The organism is Serratia sp. PL7, from assembly GCF_945957435.1.
The window spans coordinates 81,750-106,400 of sequence record NZ_CAMFLB010000030.1 but is presented as its reverse complement, the minus strand read 5'-3'; the positions used below and the strand labels follow the sequence as shown (position 1 = coordinate 106,400).

7 protein-coding genes are annotated in these 24,651 nt (G+C 57.7%); 2 read left to right on the top strand and 5 right to left on the bottom strand.

The window, feature by feature from the left end; genetic code table 11:
* Window positions 1-331 precede the first annotated feature (331 nt).
* The 5 genes from csrA to pncC form a co-directional block, all read right to left on the bottom strand.
* Window positions 332-517, bottom strand: coding sequence for a carbon storage regulator CsrA (csrA, locus tag N6G83_RS47680; protein ID WP_004091602.1), 186 nt, complete (start codon window positions 515-517; stop codon window positions 332-334).
* 254 nt (window positions 518-771) lie between these two features.
* Entirely contained in the window at window positions 772-3,399 is a 2,628-nt protein-coding gene (gene alaS / locus N6G83_RS47675; RefSeq protein WP_211136619.1) for an alanine--tRNA ligase, read from the bottom strand.
* Between the two features lie 131 nt (window positions 3,400-3,530).
* Entirely contained in the window at window positions 3,531-4,064 is a 534-nt protein-coding gene (recX, locus tag N6G83_RS47670) for a recombination regulator RecX (RefSeq protein ID WP_065686950.1), read from the bottom strand.
* 58 nt (window positions 4,065-4,122) lie between these two features.
* The gene (gene recA, locus N6G83_RS47665) at window positions 4,123-5,187 is read right to left on the bottom strand and encodes a recombinase RecA (protein ID WP_065686951.1); all 1,065 of its coding nucleotides are present in this window, start codon (window positions 5,185-5,187) and stop codon (window positions 4,123-4,125) included.
* 112 nt (window positions 5,188-5,299) lie between these two features.
* Window positions 5,300-5,788, bottom strand: coding sequence for a nicotinamide-nucleotide amidase (pncC, locus tag N6G83_RS47660; protein ID WP_024530726.1), 489 nt, complete (start codon window positions 5,786-5,788; stop codon window positions 5,300-5,302).
* 203 nt (window positions 5,789-5,991) lie between these two features.
* On the opposite strand from pncC, the gene N6G83_RS47655 reads away from it, so the two are divergent.
* Both N6G83_RS47655 and N6G83_RS47650 read left to right on the top strand, forming a co-directional pair.
* Window positions 5,992-7,383, top strand: a complete 1,392-nt coding sequence (locus N6G83_RS47655) for an MFS transporter (RefSeq protein ID WP_074032097.1) — start codon at window positions 5,992-5,994, stop codon at window positions 7,381-7,383.
* Between the two features lie 684 nt (window positions 7,384-8,067).
* A complete protein-coding gene (locus N6G83_RS47650) occupies window positions 8,068-24,519 on the top strand; it encodes an Ig-like domain-containing protein (protein WP_260524219.1) in 16,452 nt (5,483 codons plus the stop codon).
* The last annotated feature ends 132 nt before the right edge of the window (window positions 24,520-24,651 follow it).

Sequence of the window (24,651 nt, the reverse complement as noted above, 5' to 3'; positions counted from 1 at the left end):
GTACGCTTCTTGCGAATCGTGCCTAACTTGCTTTAGAGAAGCTCATCGGCACTGCGTGGCGCACATATTACTTTCGTGGGTTTATAAGTCAAACAATTTTTCCCAACTCTTGCGCGTTTGCACAAATCACAGGCAACATGAGTGATTTCACGGCAAAAAGAGTGCTTTATCAACAAGAAAATGCCGTGTTACCGCGGATAAGAGTTTGATCGCAGGAGAAAGATTATTGTCAAAAAGTGGGGGCAGATAACGATAAGTGTGAAAAGGAGGGGGAAAGCGGGTCAGTAAAAGCAAGAAGCGTCTCGTTATAGAACGAGACGCTACTTAGAAATCAGTAAGTCGTCTGTTGAGACTTCTCGGCCTGGATGCGCTGGTAGATTTCTTCGCGGTGAACAGACACCTCTTTGGGGGCATTCACACCAATACGAACTTGGTTGCCTTTAACCCCTAGCACTGTGACCGTAACCTCATCGCCAATCATGAGGGTTTCACCAACTCGACGAGTCAGAATTAACATTCTTTGCTCCTTGAAAGATTAAAAGAGTCGGGTCTCTCAGTTTCCCCGCCATTATCCATTATATGCAGTGAAAACGTAAGTCAAGAACCCACAATAAATGTAAGCAGACTTGGTGTCACTCCAGATTAAGAATAAGTTTAGCCGACCTGGAAAACTTTGTTCCCGCAATTGTCACTACATTGTGTTAGCACAGTCTAAAAACGCCATAAGCCACAGTGGCTTACGGCGTCAGTAACGCGCCTATTTATTTATATTCACAGTTTCGCGGCCACCCAGGCCTCTACGCTGTTTAATGCCGCAGGCAAGGCGCTGGCATCACTGCCCCCAGCCATTGCCATATCAGGGCGTCCACCGCCCTTGCCGCCAACCTGCTGTGCGATGTTGCCGATCAGCTCGCCGGCCTTAACCCGGTCGGTCAGATCTTTGGTAACACCCGCAATCAGGCTGACTTTGCCTTCTTCCACCGTGGCTAACACGATGATCGCAGAACCCAGCTGATTTTTAAGATCGTCAACCATGGTACGCAGGATCTTCGGCTCAACGTTATCCAACTGGCTGACCAGCAGCTTCACGCCATTGACCAGCGTAGCCTTACTCGACAACGAAGCGCTTTCCTGTGCAGCTTGCTGATCTTTCAACTGCTGCAGCTCTTTTTCCAGCGCACGAGTGCGATCGAGCACCGCACGCACTTTATCACTGAGGTTATTGCTGTCACCCTTCACCAAGTGAGCAACATCTTGTAACAGGTCACTTTGCTGATGCAAGGTCGCTATCGCCCCTTCACCCGTTACAGCTTCAATACGGCGGATACCGGCTGCTGTACCAGATTCACTCTGGATGCGGAACAGGCCGATGTCACCGGTACGGTTGGCATGCGTACCGCCACACAGTTCGGTAGAGAAATCGCCCATGGTCAGCACACGCACGTGATCATCGTACTTCTCGCCAAACAGCGCCATCGCGCCTTTCTCTTTGGCATCGTCCAACGCCATCACTTCGGTCTGCACCGACAGGTTACGACGGATCTGCTGGTTAACCAAATCTTCTACCGCGCGGATTTGTTCTGGCTTCATCGCTTCGGAGTGTGAGAAGTCAAAACGCAGGTACTTGTCGTTAACCAACGAGCCTTTTTGCGCTACGTGCTCACCCAGGATCTGGCGCAATGCCGCATGCAACAGGTGAGTAGCGGAGTGGTTCAGGCGGATACGGTTACGGCGTTCGCTGTCGATCACTGCATCAACGCGGTCATTCAGCTTCAGCGAGCCGCTAGCCAGCTTGCCCAGATGACCGATAGCCTGGCCATATTTCTGCGCATCGCTCACGACGAATTCGCTGCCAGCCGTTTTCAGCACGCCTTTATCGCCGACCTGACCACCCGATTCGCCATAGAATGGCGTTTCGTCCAGCACCACCACGGCTTCTTCACCCGCATGGATCTCAGCCACCGGCTGACCATCACGGAACAGTGCGGTAACTTTCGCCTGTTGCTCTTCGCGATCGTAACCATTGAACTGGCTTGCGCCGTCAACACGGATCAGACTGTTGTAGTCCGCGCCAAAACCGCTGGACTCACGCGCACGGCGGCGTTGAGCCTCCATCGCCAGCTCAAAGCCTTGCTCATCAACCTTAAGGCCACGCTCACGGCAGACGTCGGCGGTCAGATCCACTGGGAAACCGTAGGTATCATACAAACGGAATGCCGTTTCGCCATCCAGGGTATCGCCCTGCAGCTTGGCCAGTTCGTCGTCCAGCAGCGCCAAACCGCGCTCCAGCGTACGGGCAAACTGTTCTTCTTCGGATTTCAGTACCTGCTCAACCTGAGCCTGCTGGCGTTTCAGCTCGTCAGCGGCCGGGCCCATCACTTCGATCAACGGAGCAACCAGCTTATAGAAGAAGGTATCCTTCGCGCCCAACATGTTGCCATGACGGATCGCGCGGCGAATGATACGGCGCAGCACGTAGCCACGGTTTTCATTCGACGGGATCACGCCATCGGCGATCAGGAAGGCACAAGAACGGATATGGTCCGCAATCACGCGCAGCGACTTGTTACCCATATCGGTTGCGCCGGTCAGTTTAGCGACGGCGGCAATCAGGGTGGTGAACAGATCGATTTCGTAGTTGGAATTGACATGTTGCAGCACCGCAGCGATACGCTCGAGGCCCATACCGGTATCCACCGAAGGCTTCGGTAACGGCAGCATGGTGCCATCAGACTGACGGTTGAACTGCATGAACACGATGTTCCAGATCTCGATATAGCGATCGCCATCTTCTTCCGGGCTACCCGGAGGGCCACCCCAGATATGGTCACCGTGATCGAAGAAGATCTCGGTGCACGGGCCGCATGGGCCGGTGTCGCCCATCTGCCAGAAGTTATCGGAAGCAAAGGCCGCGCCTTTGTTATCGCCGATGCGGATGATACGTTCCGCAGGCACGCCAATCTGCTTCTGCCAGATGTCGAAAGCTTCGTCATCGGTTTCATAGACGGTGACCCACAGCTTTTCTTTCGGCAGGTTGAACCAGTTTTCACCGGTCAGTAGTTCCCACGCGTAGCTGATGGCATCGTGCTTGAAATAGTCACCGAAGCTAAAGTTGCCCAACATTTCAAAGAAAGTATGGTGACGGGCGGTATAGCCGACGTTTTCCAGGTCGTTGTGCTTGCCACCGGCACGCACGCAACGCTGTGAAGTGGTGGCACGCGAGTAGGCGCGCTTGTCCAGCCCCAGGAAAACGTCTTTAAATTGGTTCATGCCGGCATTGGTAAACAGCAATGTCGGATCATTGTTAGGTACCAGGGAGCTGCTTGCTACAACCTGGTGGCCTTTACTATGAAAGAAATCGAGAAACGCTTGACGGATCTCAGCGGTGCTCTTGCTCATAATTTTCCCGGAAAGACTAGAATAACGATGCGTGAAAGAGGCTCGACATCCTGACGATATCCTCTGGCTCACGAACTAAATGTGGGGATAAGATAAATTTTCTTCGGGGGGAAGTAAAACGCCGTGTGCATTCATTGCTCAAAATCACGGTAAATCGACTGAATTTCTTCCTGGAAGAAGCCGCGATAGAGCAGATAGCGCAACACCTTGGCTTTCTCTTTCCATTCTACCGGTAACGGATCGCCAAATTTGCGCAGCGCGATCTCCCTGGCTTGCTCACACCAGTCGATTTCGCATTCTGCCAAGGCATCCTGCACCATCTCTTTATCCACGCCCTTTTGCATCAGTTCTGAGCGAATGCGTTGCGCGCCATATCCCTTGCGGCTGCGGCTGGCGATAAAGCTATTGGCGAAACGCCGATCGTCCAGCCAGTTATGCTGGTAGCAATAGCTGATCACCTGTTCAATGATTGCGGGATCGACGGGTTCTTCGGGGGGAGTTGTAGGGGATTTGCTACCGAATCTGGCGTTCGCCATAAATGGCGGCGCCGCAAGTTTGCGGCGCAGTTCGGCTTCACTATGATCGCGTTGTGACAATAGCCGCATCGCACGGCTAATCAACGTATTTTGCTGATTACCAACAGATTGGGAACCTACATCATTCATATCTGCAAGCCTTGGTGATCGGTATACGCCCTAAGGGGCGTATACCCACCGGCAAAGATTAAAACTCTTCGCTGGTTTCTGCTTCGTTGTCATCGGCCTTCTCGGCACTGGCAGCAGCCGGTTCACCATTGCTGTGCAGCAACAGGTCACGCAGTTTTTTATCCAGTTCCGCAGCAATGGCCGGGTTTTCTTTCAGGAAGTTACAGGCATTGGACTTACCCTGACCGATCTTCTCACCGTTGTAGCTGTACCAGGCACCGGCCTTCTCGATCATCTTGTGTTTCACACCCAGATCGACCAATTCGCCACGGCTGTTGATCCCTTCGCCATACAGGATCTGGAACTCTGCCTGTTTGAACGGCGCAGCGATTTTGTTCTTCACCACTTTCACGCGGGTTTCGCTGCCGATAACTTCATCACCTTCTTTGATCGCACCGATACGGCGGATATCCAGACGGACAGAAGCGTAGAACTTCAGGGCGTTACCCCCGGTGGTGGTTTCCGGGTTACCGAACATCACGCCAATTTTCATACGGATCTGGTTGATGAAGATCAGCAAGGTGTTGGCGTTCTTCAGGTTACCGGCCAATTTACGCATGGCCTGGCTCATCATACGTGCCGCCAGCCCCATATGTGAGTCACCGATTTCGCCTTCGATTTCCGCCTTCGGCGTCAGCGCCGCTACGGAGTCGACGATGATGACGTCAACCGCGCCGGAACGGGTCAGCGCATCACAGATTTCCAGCGCCTGCTCACCGGTATCCGGCTGAGAACACAGCAGATTGTCGATATCCACGCCCAGTTTCTTGGCGTAGATAGGATCCAGCGCATGTTCGGCATCGATAAACGCACAGGTTTTACCTTCGCGCTGCGCAGCGGCAATAACTTGCAGAGTCAGGGTGGTTTTACCGGAGGATTCCGGGCCATAAATCTCGACGATACGGCCCATTGGCAAGCCACCTGCACCCAGTGCAATATCGAGTGACAGCGAGCCGGTGGAGATCGTTTCTACGTCCATGGAGCGGTCTTCACCCAGACGCATGATGGAGCCTTTGCCGAACTGTTTCTCAATCTGGCCCAGTGCCGCAGCTAACGCCTTTTGCTTGTTCTCATCAATAGCCATTTTTGCTCCTTCGTTGCGCAATGTCAGAGTGACTCACATTGCCGCTGAATGTATGTTGTGCAGGAAATTGTCGCTAATTATACTGTATGGTCATACAGTATCAAGCCTAATTTTACAAAAATTCATCAAGCGCCGTTTGCAGCGCAAAAAGGGTTGCCTGCAGACGCACCGCGTCACGATCGCCGGTAAATTGCATTTTGCGTGCCAGCACCCGGCCGGAACGTTCGGCAAAACCAAACCAGACGGTGCCCACCGGTTTTTCCACACTGCCACCGTCTGGGCCGGCAATGCCGCTGACCGAAAGCGCCAGATCGGCCTTGGCCGCATGCATCGCGCCCTGCGCCATCTCACGCACCACTTCCTCACTGACCGCGCCATGAGCCTGCAGGGTCGCTTCCGCCACCCCTAGCAGTTCGTGCTTTGCCGCGTTGCTATAAGTGACAAAGCCGCGATCGAAATAGGCCGAGCTGCCAGCGATATCGGTAATTGTCTTGGCAATACCACCGCCCGTACAGGACTCTGCGCAGCTGATCCAACGCCCACTGGCCTTTAGCCTTTGTCCGACGGCAATACTGAGCTCACGCAACCGTTTCTCACTCATGGCCTCTCCTTTTAATCAATCAAGGTATATGCGCCTGATGGTAGCATTTATCAAGCCTCTGCGGCATTTTACCGGCCGAAATGCCAAGCGCTTCGCAGTGCTGCGGTTTTAAGCCGTTGTACTAACTGCTAGTATCGGGGATACGTCCAGCTTGTTGCGGCAAACCCATTTGCCTCAATCTTCGACTAAAACAGGAAGGCCGAGTGAAAAAAACGTTAGGTGTATTCTTTCCGCTGTATACCACCACCCTGCTGATGCTGCTGGGTTCAGGGTTACTGACCACCTACATTTCCCTGCGGTTAACCTCCATCAACGTCAGTGGCGCCCTGATCGGGGCCATTATCGCCGCCAACTACATCGGCCTGGTGATCGGTGGCAAGGTCGGCCACTTTCTGATTGCCCGCGTAGGGCATATCCGCGCCTATGTCTCCTGCGCCGGGATCATTACCGCAGCGGTGCTGGGCCACGGCCTGACGGAATACATCCCGGTTTGGGTGGTACTGAGGCTGATTATCGGCCTATGTATGATGTGCCAGTACATGGTGCTGGAGAGCTGGCTGAACGATCAGTCCGAATCCAATCAGCGCGGCATGGTATTCGGCTTTTATATGGCGGCCTCTTATCTTGGCATGTCGCTGGGGCAGATCGTATTGATGCTGCAAGCCAACCTTGGCATCAGCACGCTGCTGCTCATCGCGCTGTGTTTTTCCCTTTGCCTGGTGCCGATTGCTCTGACAACCCGCACCAATGCCCGACATATGTCGCCCGCCCCCATGGAGCTGCGCTATTTTGTGCACGCCATCCCTAAAGTGTTGGCCACCACGCTGGTGATCGGCATGGTGGTAGGTTCCTTCTACGGGCTGGCGCCGGTATATGCCAGCCAGCAGGCATTAACCACTCAGCAAACCGGTCTGTTTATGGCGATTGCTATCTTTGCCGGGCTGGTGGCGCAGTTTCCGCTGAGCTGGCTGTCAGACCGTTACAACCGTACGCTGCTGATGCGGGTTAACGCACTACTGCTGGTGATTGCCGCCTTGCCACTCGCCCTATTGCCCCATATCGATTTCCCGGTGTTACTGATCGTCGGCTTCATGGTCAGCATGTTGCAGTTCACCCTGTATCCGCTGGCGGTAGCGCTGGCCAACGACATGATTGAGCCAGAACGCCGCGTTTCCCTGGCTGCCTGCTTGCTCATGGCGTTTGGCGTGGGGGCCAGCATCGGGCCGCTGGCCGTCGGTGCGTTGATCCAGCCTTTGGGTGGGAACATCCTGTACGTGTTTTTCGCGCTGTGTGGTCTGTTGATTATGGCTTGCAGCAGAACGGTCAAACAGGATGAGTCGCAGTTTGTACAGGATGCGCCAGTGCCCCATATCGCCATGCCAGACAGCCTCTCCAGTTCCCCCCTTTCCCCGGCATTAAACCCGACGTTCGATGAGCAGACCATTCAAGATACGATGCCCGCGCCGGAGGCCGCTCCCGATCCGCTAGCAGAAGCTCCATTGACTGAATCGCTCACGGAAGAAGAGCCTGCCCATCCTCAAGGTGCGGATCCTGAAGAAGACACCGGGCTGAAAAAAGCCTACACCATGCTATAGGTCAGCCAGGCGTGGTCCGCCACGCCTCCTCACCCCAGAATATGAAGGTTTTCTTATGACGCATAGAGAAATCAGTAGCATAACTAATAAATAAAAAGTATTGGCCTCACACTTTCAAAAAACATCTCTTTATTATCAAGAAAAAATATGTCAATAAAACCCGTAAAAACCATTAATTTTGTAATGCCATTATCTTATTTACCCCACCCGGTAGCACCACTTACAAAATAAGTAAAATCTTTAACATAAAAAAATTAAATGATTGATTACAATCAATTAAACATGTAGTAACAGCTAATTTTAATGGTAATTAAAATACAAGTTATCTAATTTAAAATTAAATCACCCCGCTGAATTAAGAAACCATCAATTATCGATGGGTACTTACCCATCGTGGTAAATAAGAATTTTTATCAATATCAAATCAGCACAATAATCATTGCCACCTATGGCATTTTTATCAAAGCTCGCTTATACCTTACCTCACAGATAAGTTAGGAAGATTAATCTTAAAACCCCTTCAGGGATGAGTTTATAGTTAACTTTGTATTAATTAGTCATCAAAACACCAGGTTAAATTTAGCTCTAGGGCCCCCCCTTGGGCATTCCAGCGCGCCTACAAAAGCCACACCAGCGGCTTTGGCGCGCTATGCAAATTAACTTTGGCGTTCAGAGGCTAACCACATGGCACAATCCAATTTTACCCTTGGGGCTGTTGATATTATTGCTCGTCACGGCGGTGCAAAAATCGCAGACGTCGCAACCGGTACCCGTTCCGTAAGCCTGACGCAAAGCAGCATTGTGCGGATCCATGGCACTCAGGCTTTGGTGAGCAGCTATGAACGCCAAGGTAACGATCTGATCGTGCACATGAAAGATGGCACAACGGTGCGTTATCAGAGCTTCTTTGAACTGGACGCCGACGGCAAACACAGCGAATTGGTGTTTGATGATGGCAATGGTGCCATTCAGCACGCGATATTCCCGGCAACCGCCGCTACCGCCGACCCCATGCTGATCACACCGCAGTTTGAATCACTGTCTGACGTTTCGCCTCTGCTGATTAACAATCATGAATTGTCCAACGGTGCCATTGCCGCCATTCTGGCTGGCCTGGCGCTTGGGGCTGGCGTCGCCATCGCTACCGGGACGGGGAAGAACGACCACCGCAATGACGAACCGTCCGTACCGCCAGAACAACCTACCCTGACCGTCGGAAAACTGGGTCAGGACAACGTTCTGAACGCCAGTGAAGTTAAAATTGCCCAGTTGCTGAGTGGCCTGACCACCGGCGTTGCTGCGGGCGCGACCATCACGCTGACGCTCAACGGTAAAAGTTACACTACTACCGTCGGGGCCGATGGCAAGTGGAGCTTTGATTTCAGCTCTACAGCGCTTGCTGGCCTGAAAGACGGCAATTATCAACTGACGGTTAAAGTGACTAACCAGGATGGGATCAGCGTCGAAAAAACGATCAGCGTACTGGTCGATACCACCCCGCCTGTCTTAACCGTCAACAAACTAACCGGCGATGACCATCTGACCGGTGCCGAGTTAAAAGCGGCACAGGCGCTGAGCGGTACCGGCGAAGCCGGGCTGACAATAACCATTACCCTGAACGGAAAAACCTACACCACGACAGTGGGTAGCAATGGCAAGTGGAGCCTGCAACTGCCTGCGGCAGATCTGGCTTTGCTGAAAAACGGTAACTACGAGTTAATCGTGACCTCCGTCGATAAAGCGGGCAACCAAACCACGGTCGATCATCAGATCTCGGTTGATACCACCGTAGTTAATCCTACCCCTCAGATCACGATTAGCGCCCTGACCGGCGATAACGTGATCAACGCCAACGAAGCGAAAAGCACCCAAACGCTGAGCGGCCATACGCAAAATGTCGAAGCGGGGCAAACCGTTACCATCACCTTGAACGGCAAAACCTATAGCGCCGTGGTTCAAGGCGATGGCAGTTGGTCGCTTTCACTGCCTGCCGCCGATCTGGCCGCGCTGGCCAATGGTTCGATCACGCTCAATGCCACCGTCACCGACAAAGCAGGCCAAAGCGCCAATGCGCATGAGAACATCACCGTCGATTTGACCGCCCCCGTTCTGACCGTCAACAAACTGGCCGGAGACGATGTACTCAACGCCGCCGAGGCGCAAACATCACAGACCCTGAGCGGCACCAGCAATCCAGGCCAGAGCATTGTCGTTACCCTGAATGGTAAAACCTACACCGCAGTTACTGGCGCGGATGGCAAGTGGAGCCTGGTACTGCCTGCCGCAGATCTGCAGGCGTTGGCCCAAGGGGATAATCCCCTCACCGTGACGGCCACCGACAGCGCAGGTAACAGCACCACCGTGACGGAGCACTTGCAGGTAGATACCGTGCCACCGGTGCTGACGCTGGATAAATTTACCGGCGATGATGTCGTCACCGCCGACGAGCAAAAATCCGCGCAAAATATTACTGGCACCGCCTCCGTCAGCGAAGCCGGGCTAGTGGTCAGCGTGTCATTCAATGGCAAAACCTATACCGGGATCGTAGGCGCAGATGGCAAATGGAGCATCAGCGTGCCTGCCGCAGATATGGCCGCCCTGACCAACGGCAGCTATGAGATGGTCGCCACGCTTAGCGATCAGGCTGGCAATACGACAACCACCGCGCCGCAGCTTATCACCGTAGATAACCAACTCTCGGCCATCAATATCGGCATTGTCTCTTCCGACGATAAGCTCAACGCCGTCGAAGCCGGGCTTCCTCTTGCCATCAGCGGCACCACGGCCAACGTCGCCACCGGGGCTACCGTTACCGTCACGCTCAATGGCAAAACCTATACCGCGCTGGTACTGGCCGACGGCAGTTGGACATTGCAGGTGCCTAGCGCCGATCTGCAACTGCTGGCCGAAGGCAACAACACCATTTCTGCCAGCGTGACAGGCAACGATGGTTCTACCGTAACCACCACGCACAATCTGGACGTTTACACTCATGATTTGCCTGCGGTGACACTGGACACGCCGTTTGGTGATGGCATCCTGAATGGCGCAGAGGCGGGTCAGCCACAGACGCTTACCGGCACCACCGGCATCACCAGCCCGGGGCAAACCGTTACCGTGACCTTGGGCGGTAAAACCTATACCGGCACCGTGGACGGCAGCGGCAACTGGAGCGTCAGCGTTCCTGCTGCCGATCTGCAAGCGCTGCCAGACGGCACGCCGGCCTTGACCGTCACGGTTACCGATACTGCCGGTAACAGCAATACGCTGAATACCACCGTCACCGTCGATACAACCGCGCCTACCCTCACCGTGGGCCTGATTGCTGGCGATGACGTGCTGAACGCCGCCGAAGTGCTGGTGGCACAGAGCGTCTCCGGCAGCGCCTCAATCGCGGATGCGGGTCGCACCGTCACCCTAACCTTGAACGGCAAAACCTACACCGCCGTGGTGCAGCCAGATGGTTCGTGGAGCGCCAGCGTGCCCGCTGCCGATCTGCAAGCGCTCAGCGACGGTAGCCACAACCTGGTGGCGATCCTCACCGATGCCGCAGGCAACAGCACCAGCGTCACCCACAGCATCAACGTCGATGCCAACCCGGCCAACCTGCCGACCGTCAGCATCGGCGTATTTGCCGGTAACGACATTGTCGACGGTGCGGAAGTCAAAACCGCTCAGACCCTGTCTGGTACCTCCACCCATGTGGAAGCGGGCCAGATCGTGACCATTACGCTGAACGGTAAAACCTATACGGCGACCGTCTTGGCGGATGGCTCCTGGAGCACCAGCGTACCGGCTGCCGATCTGGCGCTACTGGCCAACGGCCAGACCACCATTACCGCCACCGTCAACGACAGTGCAGGTAACCCAGCCAGCGGCAGTCATCAGGTGACCGTCGATACCGACCTCAGCGGGCTGTCGATTGCCGTGATTGCCGGTGATGACAAACTCAACCTGGCGGAAAGCCTGCTGCCGTTGGCCATCAGCGGTAGCAGCACCAACCTGGCCGTGGGGGCTACGGTTACCGTCACCCTGAACGGTAAAACCTACACCGGCACCACGCTGGCAGACGGCTCCTGGAGCGTCTCCGTGCCTGCCGCCGACTTGGCGTTGCTGGCCGATGGCACCACCACCGTGACCGTCACCGCCACCGATCAGGCTGGTAACCCGGTCAGCGACAGCCACAACCTGGGCGTATTTACCCATAGCCTGCCAGAAGCCACCCTGAATACACCGTTTGGCGATGGCATTCTGAACGGCACGGAAGCGGGTCAGCCGCAGACCCTCACGGGGTCCACCGGCATCACCACGCCGGGGCAAACCGTTACCGTGACCTTGGGCGGTAAAACCTATACCGGCACCGTGGACGGCAGCGGCAACTGGAGCGTCAGCGTTCCTGCTGCCGATCTGCAAGCGCTGCCAGACGGCACGCCGGCCTTGACCGTCACGGTTACCGATACTGCCGGTAACAGCAATACGCTGAATACCACCGTCACCGTCGATACAACCGCGCCTACCCTCACCGTGGGCCTGATTGCTGGCGATGACGTGCTGAACGCCGCCGAAGTGCTGGTGGCACAGAGCGTCTCCGGCAGCGCCTCAATCGCGGATGCGGGTCGCACCGTCACCCTAACCTTGAACGGCAAAACCTACACCGCCGTGGTGCAGCCAGATGGTTCGTGGAGCGCCAGCGTGCCCGCTGCCGATCTGCAAGCGCTCAGCGACGGTAGCCACAACCTGGTGGCGATCCTCACCGATGCCGCAGGCAACAGCACCAGCGTCACCCACAGCATCAACGTCGATGCCAACCCGGCCAACCTGCCGACCGTCAGCATCGGCGTATTTGCCGGTAACGACATTGTCGACGGTGCGGAAGTCAAAACCGCTCAGACCCTGTCTGGTACCTCCACCCATGTGGAAGCGGGCCAGATCGTGACCATTACGCTGAACGGTAAAACCTATACGGCGACCGTCTTGGCGGATGGCTCCTGGAGCACCAGCGTACCGGCTGCCGATCTGGCGCTACTGGCCAACGGCCAGACCACCATTACCGCCACCGTCAACGACAGTGCAGGTAACCCAGCCAGCGGCAGTCATCAGGTGACCGTCGATACCGACCTCAGCGGGCTGTCGATTGCCGTGATTGCCGGTGATGACAAACTCAACCTGGCGGAAAGCCTGCTGCCGTTGGCCATCAGCGGTAGCAGCACCAACCTGGCCGTGGGGGCTACGGTTACCGTCACCCTGAACGGTAAAACCTACACCGGCACCACGCTGGCAGACGGCTCCTGGAGCGTCTCCGTGCCTGCCGCCGACTTGGCGTTGCTGGCCGATGGCACCACCACCGTGACCGTCACCGCCACCGATCAGGCTGGTAACCCGGTCAGCGACAGCCACAACCTGGGCGTATTTACCCATAGCCTGCCAGAAGCCACCCTGAATACACCGTTTGGCGACGGCATTCTGAACGGCACGGAAGCGGGCCAGCCTCAGACGCTTACCGGCACCACCGGCATCACCACGCCAGGCCAGACCGTTACCGTGACCTTGGGCGGTAAAACCTACACCGGCACCGTGGATGGCAGCGGCAACTGGAGCGTCAGCGTTCCTGCTGCCGATCTGCAAGCGCTGCCAGACGGCACGCCAGCCTTGTCTGTAGTGGTCTCCGATGCCGCCGGTAACAGCAATACGCTGAACACCACCGTCACCGTTGATGCCACTGCGCCTACCCTCACCGTGGGCTTGGTTGCCGGGGATGATGTGCTGAACGCCGCCGAAGTACTGGTAGCACAAACCGTGTCCGGCACTGCCTCGGTCGCCGATGCAGGCCGCTCCGTCACCCTGACCTTGAACGGCAAAACCTACACCGCCGTGGTGCAGCCAGATGGATCGTGGAGCACCAGCGTGCCCGCTGCCGATCTGCAAGCGCTCAGCGATGGCAGCCATAACCTGGTCGCTACCCTCACCGACGCGGCGGGCAACAGCACCAGCGTCACCCACAGCCTCAATATCGATGCCAACCCGGCCAATCTGCCAACGCTGAGCATCGGCGCATTCGCCGGGGACGATATCGTTAACGGAGCCGAAGCGCTGGTCACCCAGGCCCTGTCAGGTACCACCACTCATGTAGAAGTGGGCCAGACCGTTACCCTTACCCTGAACGGCAAAACCTACTTCACCACCGTGCAGTTAGGCGGCAGCTGGAGCGTTAACGTTCCGGCGGCCGATATGGCGTTGCTGGCCAATGGCCAGGCTACCATCACCGCCAGCGTCAGCGATCTGGCAGGTAACCCGGCCACCAGCAGCCATACCATCAGCGTCGATACGGCGGTGGAAAGCATCGCCATTAACCTGATTGCCGGTGACGATAAGCTGAACCTGACCGAGGCCTCACAGCCACTGACCATCAGCGGGACCACGGTCAATGTGAACGCTGGCCAAACCGTTACCGTAACCTTGAACGGCAAGACCTACACCGGCGTTGTTCTGGCTAACGGCAGTTGGAGCGTATCGGTGAACAGCGCCGATCTGCTGGCGCTGCAAGACGGCCTGACAACGGTCACCGCCAGCGTCTCCAACCCGGGGGTCGATACGGTCAGCAACAGCCATTCACTGGATGTGCATATCCATGCCCTGCCGGAGCCAACCATCAATCTGCCGTTTGGTGATGGTTTCCTCAATCAGGCTGAGGCCGCCACAGCACAACTGCTGAGCGGCAGCACCGGCATCCCTGGTGCGGGACAAAGCGTGATCGTCACTCTGGGTGGAAAAACCTATACCGCAACCGTGGATGGCAGCGGTAACTGGAGCGTTTCCATCCCATCGGCCGATCTGCAAAACCTGCCAGCGGGCAGCAATACCATCAGCGTATCCGCTACGGACTCCGCGGGTAACAGCGTGCCTGGCAGCACTACGGCACAGGTCGATCTGGTGCCACCAACTCTGGCCGTCAAGCCGTTTGCCGGGGATGACAAGGTTAACGCACTGGAAAGCCTCAGCGACCAGGTGGTTTCCGGCACGGCTTCCATCGCCGACGCCGGCCGTACCGTCACAGTGACCTTCAACGGTAAGTCCTATACCGGGGTAGTCGCCAACGACGGCACCTGGAGTGCCACCATCCCAAGCGCCGATCTGCAAGCGATAGGCGATGGCAGTTATCCATTAACCACCACCTTGAGCGATGCGGCGGGCAACACCACCACCGTCACCCATAACGTGACGATCGACGCCAATCCGCTGGATCTGCCAACCCTGAGCATCAATGTGTTTGCCGGTAACGATATTATCGACGGCGCAGAGGTGAAAACCAGCCAGACTCTGAGCGGCACTACCACCCACGTGGAAGCGGGCCAGTTGGTAACCATCACGCTGAATGGCAAAACCTACACCGCCACCGTGCTGGCAGACGGTACCTGGAGCACCAGCGTGCCCGCCGCCGATCTGGGCCAACTGGCTCAGGGCAGCAGCACCATTAGCGTCACCGTCAGCGATACCTCCGGCAACCCGGCAACAGCAACGCATAACGTGGTGGTCAACACGGCCCTGAGCGGCATCGCCATCGATGTGATTGCTGGTGACGATAAGCTGAATCTGGCCGAAAGCCTGCTGCCATTAACCATCAACGGTAGCAGCCTCAACCTGGCCATCGGCGCAAGCGTGACCGTAACGCTGAACGGTAAAACCTACACCGGCATTACGCTGGCGGACGGTTCCTGGAGCGTGCTGGTACCACCGGCCGATCTGGCGCTGTTGGCAGACGGCAATATCAACCTGAGCGTTTCTGCGGTCGATCAGGCCGGTAACCCGGTCAGCAGCAGCCATACGCTGGGCGTGTTTATCCATAATCTGCCAGACGCCACTCTCAATACGCCGTTTGGCGATGGCATCTTGAACGGTACGGAAGCGGGCCAACCGCAGACCATCACCGGCTCCACCGGCATCACCACGCCGGGGCAAACCGTGACCGTAACCCTTGGGGATAAAACCTACACCGGTACGGTGGACGGTAGCGGCAACTGGAGCGTCACCGTTCCGGTTGGCGATTTACAGGCGTTGCCGGATGGGACACCAGTGCTCAACGTAGTGGTCACCGATTCTGCGGGCAACAGCAATACCCTGAATGGCACAGTCTTGGTCGATAAGGTCGCTCCGACCCTCACCGTTGGCGTGATTGCCGGTGATGACGTGCTTAATAGCGCAGAGGTGCTGCTCAACCAGACCGTTTCGGGCACCGCCTCCATCGGGGATGCAGGTCGTACCGTGACGCTGACGTTGAACGGTAAAACCTACACCGCAGTGGTTCAGCCGGACGGCTCGTGGAGCACTTCTCTGCCAACCGCCGATCTCACCGCACTGTCCGATGGCAGCTATAACCTGGTCGCCACCCTGACCGATAGCGCCGGTAACAGCACCAGCGTCATCCACGCCATCGGGGTTGATGCCAGCGCGTTGAACGCACCGGTGCTGACCATCGGCACCTTTGCGGGCAATAATATTATTGACGGTGCCGAGGTGCAGGCAACGCAAACCCTGAGCGGCAGCAGCCTGAATGTTGAAGCCGGGCAGATCGTTTCCATCACCCTCAATGGCAAAACCTATACCGCCACCGTGCAGGCAGACGGTTCCTGGAGCACCAGCGTACCGGCGGCCGATCTGGCTCTGCTGACCAACGGCAGTTTAACGATCACCGCCGACGTAACCGATAAAGCCGGTAACCCGGCCAGCGCCACCCATGACGTTACGGTCGATCTCACCCAGAGCGCCCTGGCGATTGCTCCAATCACCGGCGATAACCAGTTGAACGCCATCGAAGCCGCCGCAGGGATCAGCATCAACGGGAGTTCCACCAACGTTGCCGCCGGTGCGACGGTCACCATTGCACTGAACGGTAAGTTCTACGAGGCGATAGTGCAGGCCGATGGCAGTTGGACGACGACCGTTCCTTCAGCCGATCTGACGATCCTGGGCGATGGCAACCTGACCGTCACCGTCAGTGCCACCGACGAAGCGGGCAATCTGGTCACCGGTTCGCAGCAGTTGGGTGTGCTGATCAACAGCCTGCCGGTTGCCACCTTGAACACGCCGTTTGGTGATGGCTATCTGAACAAGGCGGAATCCACCAGCGATCAAACGCTGAGCGGCACCACCGGCGTCAGCGGTAGCGGGCAAACCGTCAGCGTGGTACTGGGAGGGAAAACCTATACCGGCATCGTCGATAACAACGGCAACTGGAGCGTGAGCGTACCAAGTGCCGATCTGGCGGCCCTGCCTGACGGCCCAACCAGCATTGGGGTCACCGTCGGCGACGTGGCTGGCAACACTTCCAGCATCACCTCCAGCGCCACGGTCGATCTGACCGTGCCGGTGCTGACCATCAACACCGTCAGCGGTGATGACATCATCAACATCGCCGAAAGCCAGCAAGCGCTGCAAATCACCGGTACTGCACCGATCAACGACAGCGGCCAACCAGTGGTAGTGAAAGTCACCATCAACGGCTTGACCTATAACGGGCTAGTGCTGGCGGATGGCAGTTGGAGCGTCACCATTCCGGCTGGCGATTTGGCTAACCTGCCGAACGGTATCTCCTCCATCACCGCCACCTTGACCGACGCCGCTGGCAACACCGGCAGCGTCAGCCACGGCATCACCCTGGATACCGACCCGGCCCAGGCACCGCTATTGACCATCAACACCCTGTCCGGCGATGACTACCTCAGCCTGGCGGAATCCAACCTGCCGCTGACCATCAGCGGGGGTAGCCAGCGCGTCGAACAAGGGCAACAGGTTACCGTAACGCTCAATGGCAAAACCTATACCGCCATCGTCGGCGCGGACGGCAGTTGGAGTCTGCAGGTTCCGGCTGTGGATGTGGGGGCCTTGCCAGACGGTAAAGACACCATCACCGCCACGGTTAGCGATACCTCTGGCAACCAGGCTACCGCCAACCACAACCTCACCGTGATCACCGATGCGGGCAATCTGCCGCAGCTGTCGGTCAACGTGATTGCCGGTGATGACATCATCAACGCCAATGAGGCGAATGCTGCCATCATCATCAGCGGGGGATCCAGCCATGTGCAGCCTGGCCAGGTGGTCAGCGTGCTGCTTAACGGCAAAACCTACACCGCAGTGGTACAAGCAGACGGCAGCTGGAGCGCGACGGTTCCATCAGCCGACGTGCAGGCATTGCCACAAGGCTCGCAGACCGTGACAGCCTCGGTGACCGATATCGCCGAGAACCCGGCCAGCGCCACCCATAACGTCACTGTTGACACCGTGCCACCATTACTGGAGATCGATATCTTCGCTGGTGACGGCATCCTCAACCTGGCGGAAGCGCTGCTGGGGCAAGTGTTGAGCGGGCATACCGATCCGGGCCTGACCGTTACCGTCACGCTGGGCGCCAACGTTTACACCGCCCTGGCGGATCCAACGACCGGTGCGTGGAGCGTGAATATCCCAAGCAATATCCTGCAAGGGCTGTTGGATGGCAACGTGACCATCGGTGTGAGCGTCACCGACGCCGCAGGTAACGGCGTATCAGACTCCATCACGGTGGCGGTCAATACCCATACGCTGCCATCATTGACGTTGAACCCGTTGTTCGGTGACAACATTCTTAATATTGCCGAACTGGGCGTCGCGACGCCAATCGGCGGTGCAGCGGCCAACCTGCTGGTTAACACCCCGGTCGTGGTCAAGATTGGCACCTACGTAGTGAACGGTATCGTGAATAACGATGGCACCTGGAGCGCGCTAATCCCAGCCAATGCCCTGGCCTTGCTGGCAGACGGCACCGTGCAGGTGGTGGTCTCCGCCGTGGATGCGGCGGGTAACCCTGCCAGCGCCGGTGGTTCGCTGGAGATCCTGTCGCATATCCTGCCGAATCCAACCATTAACCTGCCGTTTGGCGACGGCGCACTGAACCTGGTGGAAGCCGGGGTCAATCAGCTGTTGACCGGCACCACCGGCATTATCGGCAACGGTCAAACGGTGGTGGTCAGCCTCAACGGTAAAGACTACAACGCCACGGTCGGCAATAACGGCCAGTGGAGTGTCACCCTGCCAACCACCGATCTGCTGGGGCTGCTGGATGGCCCACACACCATCAGCGTGGTTGCCACCGATAAAGGCGGCAACAGCCACGGCGTGACGCTGGACTTTGACAGCATCCTCACCGGGCTGCCGGTGGCCGGGTTCGACACGCCGTTTATCGATGGCATTGTCAACCACGCCGAAGCCTTGCTGGGCGGAGCCCTTACCGGCACCACCGGCATCGCCAGCAATCTTGGCCAGACCGTGAAAGTGAACGTTAACGGCCTGACCCTGAACGCTACGGTAAATGCTGACGGTAGTTGGACGCTGCCACTCGACAGTGCCACCCTGCTCGGCCTGCCGGACGGCAACTGGCCGGTCACGGTGACGGTTACCGATGCAGTGGGTAACACCAACAGCACTACCGGCTCGCTGGAGATCCTGGTCAACAAGCTGCCGTTGCCAACCCTGGACTTACCGTTTGGCGATGGCCTGCTGAATATTGCCGAAGCCGCGCTGACGCAAACCCTGACCGGCAAAACCGGTCTGATCGGCAGCGGCCAGATCGTCACGGTGACGGTGGACGAAGGTCTGCCAAATCAGCAGACCTTTACCGCTCAAGCCGATGGGCTGGGTGGCTGGTCTCTGCAACTCACCGCAGCACAGCTTGCCGTGTTCACCAACGGGCAGCATACCGTTGAGGTCACCGTCGAGGACCGTGCTGGCAATACGGCTACCACCGCACCGCTGGACGTTAACGCCCTGCTGACGCTGCCGACTCCTACCATCATTCCGCCATTTGGTGTTGACGGTGTGCTGAGCATCAGCGAAGCCGCCGGTGCGCTGACGATCACCGGCACCACCGGGGTGAATGGCGCAGGCCAGGCGGTGAAAGTGGTGATCGATGTCAATGGCGTCAGTTACAACGCGCAGGTTGATATCGACGGCAACTGGTCGTTACCGCTGCCTGCGGCCACCCTGAGCACCTTGCTGGATGGGCCACACGTGCTGACCGTCACGGCGACCGATGCCGCGGGCAACACCAACAGCAGTAGTCTGAACTTCTCCAGCGATCTCACCGCGCCGGTGCCAACCATCAACACACCGTTTGGTGACGGTTTCCTCAACCTGGCCGAGGCCAACCTGGGGCAAATCCTCACTGGCAGCGCCGGTGACGCAGCAACCGTTAGCGTGAAGATCGGTAGCCAAACCTTTACCGCACAGGTCAGCGGCGGCAACTGGAGCCTGGCGTTGACGACACCGCAGTTAACAGCATTGGCCGAGGGCGATAACACCATCACCGTGACCGCCACGGATGCCGCAGGCAACCAAGGCACGGCTGGTTCTTCGGTACATATTTCGGTCAACACACTGCCGTCCGTCACCATCAGTAACTTCACGGCGGATAACATCATCAACTATGCCGAGAGCCAATCGGTACAGCTGATAACCGGTACCTCCACCAACGTCGCGGTTGGGCAACAGGTGACCGTTACGCTCAACAGCAAAACCTATACCGGGGTGGTGTTGGCGAATGGCAGTTGGAGTGTATCGGTGCCACCAGCCGATCTGAAAGCCCTGAGCGGGACACCAAGCATCACGGCTCAGGTCAGCGATCAGGCCGGGAATATTGCCGTCGACAACCACAACTTCACCGTTAACCTGACGCCTCCGGGCCAGATTATTACCGTTGATCCGATCACCGGCGATAACATCGTTAACGCCAGCGAAGTCGGGTTGATCATCAACCTGACCGGCAAAGTGGTTGGTGGGATCGGGCTTGGTCAGGTAGTAACCATTATCGTTGGTGGTTTACCACTGGGGATCCCGGTTACCACCCTGGCGGATGGCACCTTCAGCACTGTGGTGACCTTCCCGGTTGACGGCAATATCGTGGTTTCGGCCAGCACCACCTTGCTGACACCACTGCCAACGGTGTTTACCGCCAGCGAAACCGTGTTGGTCGACCGCATTCCACCGACGCTCACCATCAATACCTTTGCGGGTAACGACGTGTTGAACGCCAGTGAAAGCACCGTCGCCCAGGCGATCTCCGGTACCGCTTCGGTCTCGGAAGCAGGCCGCATTGTCACCGTCACGCTGAACGGCAAAACCTACAGTGCGCAGGTCAGCGGCGCCGGCACATGGTCGGTCAACGTGCCACCGGCAGATCTGGTTAACCTGCCACAGGGCAGTAGCACCATTAATGCCACCCTGTCCGACGCAGCAGGCAACACCACGCCTGCAACACACGTCATTACCACCGATACCACGGCACCGCTGCTGTCGGTCGATCTGCTGACCGGGGACAATATCCTGACGCTGGTAGAAGCCTTGCTCGGCCAGACATTGACCGGGACCGGCGGCATTGGCGAAACCGTCACCGTTACGCTGGGGCCATTGACCGCCAGTGTGGTTGTTGGCCCGGATGGCAAATGGAGCATTCCGCTGCCGTCGCTCGATCTGCAAAGCCTGACCGATGGGCCGCAGATCATCGGCGTCACCCTGACCGACACCGCTGGCAACAGCAGCCATACCGACGTGACGCTGAACGTTGCGCTGAACAAAACGCTCGGTGCGGGGGTTAACGCCCTGTTTGGCGGTGATGGCGTGCTGAACCTGGCCGAATCGCTGCTGACTCAGGTGATCAGCGGTAACGCCACCGGCGATTACAACGGTGCGGTGGTGCATGTCACCGTTGCCGGGATAACGCTGGATGCCAACGTGGGCGGCAACGGCCAGTGGAGCGTCTCGCTGCTGCCAAGCCAACTGAGCCTGTTGGGTGACGGTCTGGCGCAGATACAGGTGCAAATCGTTGATTCCCACGGCAACGTGGTCAACGACCTGATCGATATCGATGTCCTTACGCAGAACCTGCCAGTGATCGGCCCGGTCACCGCCTTTGGCGATGGCCTGCTGAATGCGGTAGAAGCCGGTGTATCACAGACCATCAGCGGGGTGATTAACGGTCTTGGTATCGGCGGCGGCAGCGTTAACGTCAGCCTGGGCACCAAAACCTATACCGCTAGCGTGGGTGCGGGTGGAGCCTGGAGCCTGTCGATCCCACCACTGGATCTGGCCGCCCTGAGCGACGGCAATCTGGCGCTGGGCGTCTCGGTGACCGATTCTGCCGGTAACGTGGTGAGCAAAAACATCGATATCACCGCCATCATCCACAATCTGCCGCACATCGTGCTGGATCCGATCTTTGGCGACGGCATCCTCAACGTAGCGGATCTGCTGCTCAACCAGACCATCAGCGGCACCGTCACCAATCTGGCGAAGGGTGCCACCATCAATCTGGATATTGCCGGTTCGCAAACGCTGACGGCCACCGTAGGCGATGGTGGCAAGTGGAGCGCCACCGTCACGCCGGATATCCTCGGTATCCTGCAAGGGCTGGGCAACGGTAACTTTACCGTCACCGCCTCGGCGACCGATGCGGTGGGTAACACCACCAGCGCCACTGCCGGGCTACAGCTGGATGTGAAACTGCCGGTGATTACGCTCGATCCGCTGTTTGGTGGTGATGGCTTCCTCAACGCAGCTGAAGCGTTGGTAGCGCAAACCGTCAGCGGTACCGTGGCCTTCGCCAGCGCAGGTGCGCAGGTACAGGTTTCTCTTGGCGGTAAAAACTTCCTGACCACCGTCGGTGCCGACGGCAAGTTCAGCCTGGTGCTGCAACCTGCCGATCTGCACACCCTGCTGGACGGCAATATCAACGTTGGCGTTTCGGTGCTGGATGGCTCCGGCAACACCGGCGTGCTGAATACGGCGATTAATGTGATCGTCAACAAGCTGCCAACGCTGGCGCTGAACCCGCTGTTTGGCGGCGACGGCTTCCTCAATGCGGCCGAAGCGCTGCTGACCCAGACCATCAGCGGTACCACCACCAATGCGGCGGCGGGTTCCCAGGTGGTGATCAAGGTCGGTACGCTGCAACTGAACGCCACGGTCGGTGCCGACGGTAGCTGGAGTACCACCATCAATCCGCTGCAGTTGGCGGATCTGGCGGCGGGTAACCTGATCGTCAGCGCCACGGTCACCGATCCGGCAGGTAACACCAGTGGTGCCAGCGTAGGCCTCAACGTGGCGACCATCCTGCCAACGCTGACGCTGAACCCGCTGTTTGGCGACGGTACGCTGGATCTGAGCGATCTGCTGTCACCGCAGATCCTGAGCGGCAACGCAGGTAACGTGTCGGCCGGGACCACCATCACCTTGACGCTGGGCAGCCACACCTACACCACCAGCGTCGATGCCACTGGCAAATGGCAGTTGCCGATCCCAACTCTGGATCTGCAAGGGTTATTGGATGGCCTGACCAACGTCACCGCCAGCCTCACCGATGCGGCAGGTAACACCGTGAGCAAGGTCAGCCCGCTCAACGTGCTGATCAACGCCCTACCAACCCTGACGCTCGATCCGCTGTTCGGCGGTGACGGCCTGCTGAATGCACTGGAAGCGACCAGCAACCAGATCATCAGCGGTCACGCTACCAACGCACCGGGTTCGACCATTCAGATTCACCTTGGTAGCAATACCTTCACCACCCAGGTGAAAGCCGATGGCAGTTGGTCACTCAGCCTGACACCGCTCAACCTGTCCAGCCTGCTGGATGGCAATCTGTCACTGGGGGTTTCGGTCACCAACTCCGCAGGGAAAACCGGCAGCATCAGCGCCGATCTGGGCGTAGGCATCCATAACCTGCCGACCGTCAGCCTGGGCAGTCTGTTTGGCGATGGTTTCCTCAACCTGAGCGAAGCCAACCTGAACCAACTGATCGGCGGCACCACCACCAACGCCATCGGTGGTAGCGTCAGCGTTAATGTGGGGGGACTGGTATTGAGCGCTGCCGTAGGCAACGACGGGAAATGGAGCGTCAGCGTTCCTACCCTGAACCTGGTCAATCTGGCAGATGGACCATTGTCGGTTGGCGTTACCGTCACCGATCGCTACGGTAACACCAGCTCGGCCAACGCCAACGCCACGGTGAAAATCCACGCGTTGCCGCTGTTGGGTATTGATGCTCTAGGAACCCTGACTGGCGCGCTAGGCATTCTGACCAACGGCCTGACCGTCAGCGGTACCAGCCTGAACGTGCAGCAAGGCGCGAAGGTTAGCGTGACCTTGCTGGGCAGTACCTTGCAAGGCACCGTGGATGCCACCGGACATTGGACGGTGAAATTCGACACCACCAACGCCCTTAAGGGTCTGAACGTGCTCAACCTGATCCCTACCCTGTTGGGCACCGTAGTGGCGGCTTCGGTCACCGACCTGGCGGGCAACGGGGTCAGCGTTTCTGCGGGGCTGACATCCGGTATCGAACTGCCACTGCTGATGACCGCCAACGCCGCGGTCGAAACGCTGTCGCTGGATACTTCAGGTTCTGAAAACACCACTACCGACAGCACTACCGATCACACAGCGGTACAGCATGCTCAGGTAGCCGCCGTGCAACACACCACGACAGAAACCAGCACGCCAACCAGTGAGGTCAGCAGCACTCCTACTACCACGGATACCAGTGAACCAGCCACCAGCACGCTGGTGGTGAACCCAACGCTGCCGGTGGATACCACAAGTGAAACCAAGGTTGAAGACAGCACCTTCAGCATTGGCGGCGTCACCATCAATCTGGCGGATGGCACCACCGCCAGCGGCGACACCATTCACGGCAGCAGCGGTAACGATGTGATCCACGTCAACGCCCTCGACTTCCTGTCGATCGACGGCGGCGCGGGTATCGATACCCTGGAGCTGGATGGCAAAAACCTCAACCTGGATCTGACGGCGCTGGGCCTGAAGGTGCAACACATCGATATCTTCGATTTAGGCACCAGCGGCACCAACAGCATCACGCTGGATCTGCACGAAGCGCTGACCGTGAAGGACGCTTCCAGCGACGATCTGCTGATCAAGGGGACTACCGGCGACCAGGTCAATCTGACCCAGGGCGAAGGCGGTACCTGGAGCACCGTAGGTCAACGGACGGTAGACGGCCAAGTGTTTGATGTTTACCACAACTCAGCCCTCGAAAGCGGCAACACCCTGGGAGATGTTCTGGTGCAGCAAGGCCTGCACGTCAATCTGGTGTAGTACCCGGCCCATCTGTCAGCCACTGGCTCGCACCACGCCGCGAGCCAGTGACATGGGAATGACAGAGCCAAGGCCAATGCAGTGCGGCGGTACCGTTCGGGAGACGGGCCGCCGAAATTAACGATCGTCACA